The following is a 10,169-nucleotide window of genomic DNA, read 5'->3' as shown; positions in this document are numbered from 1 at the left end:
TCAAAGGATTTGAGCAAATTAGAGTGCCCTGAATGCCGGAGTAAAAGCCTTACCCGGCGCGGCACAGTGGATCGTCTATTTAAAACACTGCCAATTGGGAAAAAACAGATTCTTTTACACGTGCCCATTCACCGTATAGAGTGTAACCAATGTGGCTGCCTAAAACAAGAGAAAATTAACTTCGCCGATCCGAAAAAAACCTATACTCATTCATTCAAACGCTATGTCCTGGAATTATCCAAGCTAACGACCATAAAGCATGTCGCTCAACATCTGGGTCTATCCTGGGATACGGTTAAAGAGATTCAAAAAGAATATTTACACAGACATTTTAGAAAACCAAGACTCAAAGGATTACGGTTTCTGGCTATTGATGAAATCTCGATTGGCAAAACACACAAATATCTAACCATTGTCTATGATCTACTAGTTGGAGTAGTTGTATTTATTGGAGATGGCAAAGGTGCCGACGCCTTGGATCCCTTTTGGCCTTCATTGAAAAAATCGGGCGCTTGTATTGAGGCGGTCTCTATCGATATGTCACCAGCCTACATTGAAGCGGTCAGATGCAATCTGCCCACGGCCACCGTGGTATTTGATCATTTTCATGTCATCAAGTATTTTAATGACAGACTATCAGAATTCCGAAGGCAGCTATATCATGAAACAAAAGATGCCCAGGAAAAGCAAATCCTGAAAGGCACCAGGTGGCTCTTGTTGAAAAATCCCGACAACCTGATTGAAAAGAACAGAGAACGAGAACACTTGGAAGAGGCCCTTAGAATCAACAAACCATTGGCGACAGCTTATTATATGAAAGAAGAGCTCAGACAGATCTGGAATCAATCTTCCAAGTCCGAGGCTAAAAAGCTACTGTCCCACTGGGTTGCCAAAGCACGAAAATCCGACATCAGAATGCTTGCAAAATTTTCCAACACGATTTCAGCTCATCGAACCGGTATATTGGCATATTATGATTATCGTATCTCAACCGGCCCATTAGAGGGGACTAACAACAAAATCAAAACACTTCAACGACAATCTTATGGCTTCAGGGACAAAGAATTCTTTAAACTGAAAATCCTGGCAATTCATCAGTCTGAGTACGCATTAATCGGATGAGCCTTAAATCTTCCTTAAATTTCATAAAATCAGCTATTATCGGCGAGATATGGTAAAAACTTTGACTACAGACAAATAATTCAATTTGAACAATCTTTGACTAACAACCAATAGTATAAAATATCCAATAAAATTTAATATTACCGAAAGAAAATCATGCAAATCTTGAAAAACCAGACCAATGGCTTCATAAATGATCATCATTACACAAGTGCAATGACATGCAATGATACTTAATTTTACCACTGGAAATAACTTTATGAGTTTCGTGTCAATTAACGATGAGACATATTTAAGCATGACTATCACTATGCTTATAGAAGCGATAATTGATATAATGGCAATGGCAATTGGCGAATTAAAAATCAAAATCGCCATATACTCCAATGCCCAAACAGCAAATGCAAAAATCATGTGCAACCTTGAATAAAATTTTGTCTTCCCCATCGACAATATCAGTGGAGTAAAAACAATAATGTTAAATAAATTTACGAGCATAGCTATTTGAAAATAAATTGCTGAATTTATATAGCTAACTCCATAAAGTATTGTCATTATTGGCCTGGCATTGAACAGAAAAAAAATGACCATCGGATAAATAATAATCGCTGATTTAATAAGAGCATTTCTCCATAAATTAATAACATTTTCTATATCGGATTTTTCATGCATTAACCGAGAAAAAAGAGGCATTAGCACGGTTGAAGTAGCTCCAGTGATCATCCCAACAAATGGCAATCCCATAAAGCCATTAGAAAATTCAGCAAACACTTCTTTTCCAAAATATCGACTTATATAAAACTGATCAGCTGCTTTAATAGCTATACCCCAAAGACTTGCAGTTACAAGAGGTAAACTGTATGAAAATATTTCTTTATAGCTTAGATTTGCCTTTTCATGTATCACACCTTTAAAAGGAATGTTTTTAAAATAGGCTGCAAGAATGAATGATGCAAAAGAGGATAGAATCCAACCCAAAATTGCGTAATTATAGGAGGCCTCAAAAAGTACTACAAAAAGTACTATGCAAATAAGCATGAATAATCTGTTTGCTATATTATAGATAGCTATATAAATTGTCTTATTATAAGACGCAAAAATGCCTTCAATGCCCAATGTTGGTAGTAAAAAAAAAGGAATAGGAGAAAAAATCACTAATCCTCTTTTTAAATCTGAGTTATTTAAAAGCTCAGAGATCAGTCCCGAAAAAAGTATTAAAAAGAATGAAAATAAAGCTCCAAAGCCAATTAATAGCTTTGTGATAGACCAAACAACATCTTTTCCTTGATTGAGATTAAATCTAGGTAAAAAATAGCTAAAGATTCGCGGCAAACCCAAAGTGAATACAACAAGCAATGTATGATAAACATATAAAGTTTGTCGATATGTGCCATATTCAGATTTACTTAACAAGCGCGATAAAATTACAGCACTGATTATGGTAAATGCAAAGGAACTTAGGGTACCCATGCCTACCCAAAATGCCTGTATAGTATTGCTACTTCTTTTAATCAAGGGCTACTTTTTAGTTAATGATTAATAACACGAATGCACAACAATTATTCAGATCTTGTATTAATTGCTCCCGTTCGATTAATCAAGCCTCTTTGCCGGTGGAAAAGCTGTGGTAATAGTAATTATAGCGGTGGTAATCGCCGTATCCCCGAGTAGTTTTTACGTAATTAAACAGCACGCCCAGAATAGGCGTCTGCGCCCGGTGCATCAACGCGGCCGCCTCCTGCACATCGCGCATCTGGGTCGAGTTGGCCTTGACCACTAGCAGCACATGGGTGGCCTTGGCAGCGAAGAGCAGCGGGTCGGTAACCAGCCGCACCGGCGGGGCGTCGATAACCACCAGATCGAACATCATCCGGCACTGGGCGATGAAATCCCCCATGCGCTGGCTGGCGATCATCTCCGCTGGATTGGGCGGGATGGTGCCGCAGGGGACCAGGCGCAGATTGGGCACGCTGGTCTGGTAGATCACCTGTCCGGCGCTGAGCCCCCGCGCCATGCAATCCGCCAGGCCCGGCGTGCTCTTTAATCCGAAGAGGGTGTGCTGCCTGGGCTTGCGCATGTCGCCGTCGATGATCAGCACCCGCTGGCCCAGTTCTGCGAAGCTGATGGCAATATTGGCCGTGGAGAGGGTCTTGCCTTCACCCGGCAGGGCGCTGGTGACCAGCAGAGCGCTGATGGGCTGGTCGACGCTGGCGAACTGGAGGTTGGTGCGCAAGGTGCGGTAGGCATCCACCACCGGCTCGCGCGGCTTCATCTGGGAGATGAGATGGCCGGTATAGCCGTTGCTCGAAAAAGCATAAGCCGCGGGCCCCGTCGTTTCGGCCTCCTCAACTTGCGCCGGCCGGACCGGCTTGCGGCCGGCGGGATCCTTCACCTTGATCTCGGCGACCGCCCCCATTACCGCCAGCCCGGTATGACGCGTCAGCTCATCCTGGCTGCGGATGGTGTTGTCGAGATAATCGCGCAACATGGCGAGGCCGAACCCCAGGCCGAGGCCGAGCATCAGCCCGACGGCGAGATTGCGCGGCACATGGGCGGGCACAGGCCGCTGCGGCATAACCGGGCTGTCGAGGATGCGGATGCCGCCGGTGCCGGTGGCCGACTTGATGCGCGCCTCCTCGCCCTTTTCGAGCAGGATGGCGAACATGTCCTCGTAGACCTTTTTGGAGCGCTGCAACCGGGTCATCTCGATGGCGCGCTCGACCAGTTTGGGATTTTCGCGGCGGTAGGTGGCCACCTGGCGCTGAAAAAAACGCTCGCGGTTGCGCAGCATGTAGAGCTGCAGCTCCTCCTTGATGCGGTTCTGGCGGATCTCCTCCCAGAGGTTCTGGTTGAGATAGGCGCCGGCATCCTTGCCCGGCGTGGTCTCGAGGATGGCCTGGTAGAGCTGGTTGCGCACCTCGTCGATCTGCTGATCCAGGGAGACCGCCTTGACGCTGCGCGTCCCGGCGCCAGCCAGCTGGGTGCGCTCCTCGATCAGCCGGTCGAGGCGGCTGCGCAGCTCCTTGGTGCGGGGGGTGTCGATGTCGTTCAGCTCGGGGGTATTGGGGGCCTTGAGATCGTTGAGGCGCTGGTTGTAGGCGGCGATGTTGGCCTCGGCCAGCTCGCGCTGCGACTGCACCTCGGCCAGGCCGCTCTCCAGCTCGACCAGCTTTTTCAGCAGCCCGCCATCCTCATCGCTGACGGCAAAGCTGGTCGACTCGTTGAATTCCTGCAGTGAGCGCTCGGCATCCTCGAGCTTGCCGCGCGAGATCTCTTTCTGCTTGTCGACATAGTCGACGACGTTGCGGGTCTCCTCCAGCTCGATCTGCTTGCAGCGCAGCTTGAAGACCGTGATGGCGAGGTCGGCGAGACGCCAGGCCAGCTGGGGCGATTTGGCCGTCACCCCGAGCTTGACCAGTTCGGTCTTGTCGGTGGTCAGCTTGATGTTCTTTTGCAGGAAGCGGTGGAACTCCTCGCCGGTCATGCCGCTGGCGAGAATGATGCTGTCGCCGCGGGCCTGCTGCCAGAGCTGCTCCTGGTAGGCCTGGCTTTCGAGCAGGGCCTGGTAGAATTCCAGCGGCCGGCCCGGCTCGGCGAGCGCCCGGGCGCTAGACTGGCTGCCGAGCAGGCTGCCCAGGCCCATATTCGGGCTCTCGATAATAAAGGTGGCGGAGGAGTAGTACTGCGGCGGGCGGATGAAGGTATAGACGGCGGCGGCGGCAAAGATCAGCAGCGCCGTTACAAGAATGGAGAACTTGCGGCGGAGAAAGAGATTGATATAGTCCTGCAGGGTCCATTCGCGCTCAATGGCGCTGTCATTGGGGATATCAGGAGGCATGCGTACTCCGATGCAGTGACGGCCGGCGGCGCGAGGGCGGCCGGCCGGATGCTAATTATTGCGGATTAAAACGACGTAATAGATGCTGATCAGCAGGCTGGAAATGGTGCTGACATAGGGGAGAAAGGACTGCCAGCCGGCCGGCTTTTTCGGGATATAGATGATGTCCCCGGCCTTGACCTCGGGGTTGGGATAAGTACCAGTGGCGGCGAGATACTGCTCGAGGTTGATGCGGTATTCGGTCTGCTTCTTGCGCGACGGGGAGACGTAGCGGATCTTTTTGACATCGGCATTGGCGGTCGGCCCGCCGGCGCGCATGATCATGTCGATCACCGTGGCGCTGGTGAATTCTTCAAAGACCCCGGGCAGGCGGACCTCGCCGATCACCTTGACGTTGTCGAGCAGCTCGCCGCTGGTGACCATGATGATGTCGCCTTCGGCGAGAACCGGATTCTGCTTGAGATCGCCCTCGAGCAGGAATTTGCGCAGGTCATAGCGGGTGGTGGCCATCTTGCCGGGCTCGCCGCGCAGCAGCTGCACCTCGCTGAGGCGCGCGCCGGACATGGGCCCGCCGGCCGCGGCGATCGCCCCCTGGAGGTTGGAAGCGAGGGGCATCTGGCGGATGCCGGGCTGCTTGACCATGCCCATGATATTGATGTTGATGACGTTGCTTTTGGCGAAATTGAGGGTGACCACGGGGAAGGTATCGAGGTAGCGCGAGAGCTGGGCGACGACGATCTCGCGCAGCTTCTCCAGGGTGAGGCCGTCGACCGGGAGATTCTGCATGAAGGGAAAGTCGATGGTGCCCTGGGGGGAGACGGTGACGATGCGGGAGAGTTCCTGGTGGCCATAGACGACGATCTCGATGCCGTCGCCGGCCTTGATGCGGCGCTCCTGGGGACTGACAATGGCGGCGAAGATGAGCAGGATCAGAAAGATGCGGTGCAGGTGTTTCATGATGCGTTCCTTGTTTGTGGGACTGCCGTTCCCACCCGGGAAACCACCGGGTGGGAACGAGAGGTGGTGCGGGCAGGAGCGAGAAGGTGGCTCAGGGCGGGAGCGAGAAGGTGGCTCAGGGCGTGAGCGAGAGGAGAAGACAAAGCGATGCCCTGTCACTCCAGGATCGCCACAAAAAAATCCCTTTTCTCGCGGCACCTGAAGCGATGTTTGAAAAGGAACAGGTGTACTCTATCGATACACTTGGGCGCTGTATTAGCTACAAAAACCGCTAAAATGAGTCCAATTATTCAGGAGTAAGACGAAAGCAAATACCATACCATCAAGAACACCCCGGGCGCCTGGCGGCGCCGGTCACTTTACCTCTTCCCTGCCCAACCAGAGTTCTTGCTGGCGATTCTGCTGAAGTGAGGCGTTTAAAGCGCGTGGTTGTGTCCCCAAGTCACCAATCTCATCCCCGCCCCGTTGCCGAACAGAAGCTGCCATGCCCTGGATGTGATCGACCGTGCTGGCGCAGTAGTCAGATACGATAATATAGCATAAAAATTTAATTATTCAAGCAATTTTTATCGTTTTATGCGGTTTTGCCGCCACGCGTCCCTGCCAGCGTGGTTTGGTGTACCGGTTGCCCATGCAGGTGCTAATGCAGCAACACGAGCTTGCGGGTCGCGCTGAAATGATCCGCCTTCATCCGGCAAAAATAGTCTCCGCCGGCGGCTGCAGTGGCATTCCAGACAGCCTGATGGCTGCCGGCGGCCATCCTCCGCTCGACCAGATCCGCAACCACCTCCCCCCTTTCATTATAGATGATCAGCGAGACGTCAGCAGCCTGGGGGAGCGTAAAACGGATGGTGGTTGAGGGATTGAAGGGATTGGGATAGTTTTGCGACAGCGTAAATTCCCGGGGACCATCCGCAACCCAGTGGTTTACGGCTGTGGTCATCTCCGCGAGCGGCCGCCGCCAGACGCCGTCGTCGGTGCCGGCGTACAGGTCATTGTCCAGGATGAACAGCGAATAGACGCGTCGATCCTGAAGGCCTGTGTTACTCCCCTTCCATTTCGTTCCGGCGTGGGAATAGACATAGACGCCATCCCGGGCCCCGGCATAGAGCACCGAGTCCTGGACGACCAGGGCATAGACATGCGGCGGCGACTGCTGATCCGCCTTGATTACGGTCCAGTTGACTCCATTGTCGGTGGAGAGGTAAACACCGCTGCCCTCGGTCCCGGCGAAGATCAGCGTCCCCATGGTGGCGAGACTTGTCACGTAATAACCGGTCAGGCCGGCGCCGCTCCAGGTGGAGCCGCCATTGATCGACATAAAAATGCCGCTGCCGGTTGCGGCCCAGAGATTGGCGCCGCTGAATGCCAGGGCATAGACGAAGCGGTCGGCCAGACCCAGGCTGGACCAGCCCTGGCCTCGGCTGAGCGATACATGGACGCCGTTGGCGGTACCGGCATAGATTTTTCCCGCCTTGACGATGAGGCACTGGGTGCAGCAGGGATTATCGGCAATGCCGCTCTCGGGCCAGCCCTGAAACTCCGGATGGAAAAGATAGACGCCGTTGTGGTTGGCGGCCAGGAGCAGGGTATCGAGCACGCACACCGCGTTGATGTCGATGACGCGCAGACCGCCGTTAAGGGCCGTCCAGCTCGCTCCGTGGTCCGGGGATGTAAAGACGCCACCGCCGTTCTCGGCGGCATAGAGGAGCCCGTCTTTCGCCGCAAAGGCCTTGACCGCACCGCAGGTCATGCCGGTATGGGCCGGCGCGACACTGGTCTCGCTGGTACTCAAAAAAACGCCTTTTTCGGTGCCGACGTAGAGGCCGAGCGGTCCGACCGCCAGGGCATTGGCCGATCCGGGTGAGGCGCTGCCCGCATACTGCCAGCTGGCGCCGTTGTCCTTTGAAAAGCTGACGCAGAAACCGCCGCCGGCGATGAGATAGTCGCCATTGGCGGTCATGGCCGTGACCGGCATATCGCTGGGCCAGTTACCGTTGAGCTTTTTCCAGGTAGAGCCGTTGTTGGCCGATACGTACAAGCCGAACTTGCTGTTGCCGCCCTGCCCGACTCCGGCATAGAGAGCTGTCCCTTTGGAATAGATGCAATTGATCCTGGCCATGGGCAGGCCGGTGCTGATGAACTTCCAGGAAGCGCCGTCATCGGTGGAGAGCGAGATGCCGTTGGTAGCATAGCCGGCGTAGAGGTTGCTGCCATTGAGGTACAGGGCGCTGACGTTGGGATTGGCCAGGCCGGAACTGACCGTTTGCCAGCTCATGCCGCCATCCGTTGACCGGAAGACGCCGCCGCCTTCGGTGCCGGCAAAGATCGTATTGTTGTCCTTGATGGCCAGGGCGCGGATTTTTTGGTTTGAGAGGCCCTGGTTGGTGGGCTGCCAGCCGTTCGCCTCCGTCTCGGAAGGAACGAACACCCCGCCACTACCGGTCCCGACCATGAGGATTGCACCTTTTGCGGCGATGGCGGTGATCTCTTTGTCGGTCAAGCCGCTGTTGAGGGCGGCCCAGGTGGTGCCATTATCGGAGGAGCGAAACACCCCTCCGCCCCTGGTTCCGACGAGCAAGTCGGCACCCGAGAAGGTCAGGGCGTTAATCACGCCGCCGTAGGGCCCGTTGGTATGCTGCCACTGGGCATGAATCACCTGGCTCTGCAGCAGCAGCACGAGGATGGAGAGGGGGATACGCATCGTTTTCATGGCCGTCTGCTCCGGTCAACATTCCTTTTCCTGATGGTAAGAAAAATCAGCATCAAAGTCAACAGGCCGGCAAAAAATATTTTGTATGGCGGATGGCGCCGGGCGAGAACCCGCGGAGAAAAACACGGCTGTAGCGCAGCTGTCGGCCGGGGATCCACCGGACTCTCGTGCCCACCCTGGCGCCTGGCGAGAACCAGGTAGCGGGCGTCGGCCGGGTGGGCGCGAGGGCAAAAACACGGCTGCAGCGCAGCGGTCGGCCGGGAATCCGCCGAACTCTCGTGCCCACCCTGGCGCCTGGCGGGAGCCGGAAAGCAGGCGTCGGCCGGGGATCCCCCGAACTCTCGTGCCCACCGTGGTGCCTGGCGGGCGCGAGGGCAGGATGGGCCGGGAGGGAGCCGGATTTCGGGGCGCATCCGCAGCGATTTTGCCGTTGTCTTTTTGGCTGGAATGCAATATATTAGAGCCGGTATTCATCCGGGAGAATGCATCCATGAAAAATTTTGCCCTCATCGGCGCCGCCGGCTATATCGCCCCGCGCCATCTCCAAGCCATCCGCGACACCGGCCACACCCTGGTCGCCGCCTGCGACCGCAGCGACTCGGTCGGCATTCTCGACCGCTGGTTCGCGGATGTCGATTTCTTCACCGAGTTCGAGCGCTTCGACCGCCATGCCGAGAAACTGCGCCGCCTCGGCGAGGCGCAGCGCATCCACTATGTCACCATCTGCTCGCCCAATTATCTCCACGACGCGCACATCCGCTTCGCCCTGCGCATCGGCGCCGACGCGATCTGCGAAAAACCGCTGGTGCTCAACCCCTGGAACCTCGACGTCCTCAGCGAACTCGAGCGCGAGAGCGGCCGCCGCGTCTATACTATCCTGCAGCTGCGCGTCCATCCCGCCCTGGTGGCGCTGCACGACCGTATCGCCGCCGAGCCGGCCGGCCGCATCCACGAGGTCGAGCTGAGCTATATCACCTCGCGCGGCCGCTGGTACGATTTCTCCTGGAAGGGGGATGTGCACAAATCGGGCGGGATCGCTACCAACATCGGCATCCACTTTTTCGACATGCTCGCCTGGATCTTTGGGCCGGTGCAGGGGCTGGAGGTCCATCTCGCGGAGGAACGCCGCGCCGCCGGCTGGCTCGAGCTGGAGCGGGCGCGGGTGCGCTGGTACCTCTCGATCGACCGCGGCGATCTGCCCGGCGCGGCGGCCGCGGCCGGCAAGTCGACCTTCCGCTCGGTGCAGGTGGACGGCGAGGAGGTCGAGTTCTCGGAGGGATTCACCGATCTGCATACCCGGGTCTATGAGGAGACCCTCGCCGGGCGCGGCTTTGGCATCAACGAGGCGCGCACCTCGGTCGAGATCGCGCATCGCATCCGCCACGCCCATCCGGTCCAGCCGGATCCGCTGCGGCAGCATCCCCTGGTCACGCTCCGCTAGCCGTAGCTGAAGGAGCCGGACAGGCCCGCGGGGCTGCGGCCCCCAATAAAAAAAGGCGCTGAAAATCAGCGCCTTTTTTTGTTACGGCCCCTGCCGCG

Annotated in this window: 6 protein-coding genes; 2 read left to right on the top strand and 4 right to left on the bottom strand. The window is 55.2% G+C overall.

Annotated features, from left to right (window positions below; genetic code table 11):
• Positions 1 to 1,122, top strand: a 1,122-nt coding sequence (locus tag PLH32_13095; GenBank protein HQJ65543.1) for an ISL3 family transposase, incomplete at its 5' end; no start/stop codon positions are given.
• A gap of 36 nt (positions 1,123 to 1,158) precedes the next feature.
• On the opposite strand, the gene PLH32_13090 is transcribed toward PLH32_13095, so the two are convergent.
• The 4 genes from PLH32_13090 to PLH32_13075 all read right to left on the bottom strand — a co-directional run bounded on the left by PLH32_13090 (position 1,159) and on the right by PLH32_13075 (position 8,630).
• Entirely contained in the window at positions 1,159 to 2,637 is a 1,479-nt protein-coding gene (locus tag PLH32_13090) for an oligosaccharide flippase family protein (GenBank protein HQJ65542.1), read from the bottom strand.
• 82 nt (positions 2,638 to 2,719) lie between these two features.
• Positions 2,720 to 4,960: a polysaccharide biosynthesis tyrosine autokinase gene (locus PLH32_13085; GenBank protein ID HQJ65541.1), complete on the bottom strand. Its 2,241-nt coding sequence runs from the start codon at positions 4,958 to 4,960 to the stop codon at positions 2,720 to 2,722.
• A gap of 51 nt (positions 4,961 to 5,011) precedes the next feature.
• Positions 5,012 to 5,917 carry a polysaccharide biosynthesis/export family protein gene (locus tag PLH32_13080; protein HQJ65540.1) on the bottom strand — a complete coding sequence of 302 codons (906 nt, stop codon included), beginning with the start codon at positions 5,915 to 5,917 and terminating at the stop codon, positions 5,012 to 5,014.
• A 640-nt stretch (positions 5,918 to 6,557) separates the two neighbouring features.
• Positions 6,558 to 8,630, bottom strand: a complete 2,073-nt coding sequence (locus tag PLH32_13075) for a hypothetical protein (GenBank protein HQJ65539.1) — start codon at positions 8,628 to 8,630, stop codon at positions 6,558 to 6,560.
• A 490-nt stretch (positions 8,631 to 9,120) separates the two neighbouring features.
• Between PLH32_13075 and PLH32_13070 the strand changes: the two genes are divergently transcribed.
• Positions 9,121 to 10,071 (top strand): Gfo/Idh/MocA family oxidoreductase, encoded by a 951-nt coding sequence (locus PLH32_13070; protein ID HQJ65538.1) that lies wholly within the window; start codon positions 9,121 to 9,123, stop codon positions 10,069 to 10,071.
• The last annotated feature ends 98 nt before the right edge of the window (positions 10,072 to 10,169 follow it).

Source organism: bacterium (assembly GCA_035419245.1).
GTDB lineage: Bacteria > Zhuqueibacterota > Zhuqueibacteria > Residuimicrobiales > Residuimicrobiaceae > JAKPUX01.
The sequence above is the reverse complement of the archived record's forward strand: the minus strand, read 5'-3'. Positions and strand labels throughout refer to the sequence as shown.

Coding starts and splice junctions, on each gene's coding strand:
- PLH32_13085 (HQJ65541.1), bottom strand. CDS start 4,960: ATGCCTCCTGATATCCCCAATGACAGCGCCATTGAGCGCGAATGGACC.
- PLH32_13080 (HQJ65540.1), bottom strand. CDS start 5,917: ATGAAACACCTGCACCGCATCTTTCTGATCCTGCTCATCTTCGCCGCC.
- PLH32_13075 (HQJ65539.1), bottom strand. CDS start 8,630: ATGAAAACGATGCGTATCCCCCTCTCCATCCTCGTGCTGCTGCTGCAG.
- PLH32_13070 (HQJ65538.1), top strand. CDS start 9,121: ATGAAAAATTTTGCCCTCATCGGCGCCGCCGGCTATATCGCCCCGCGC.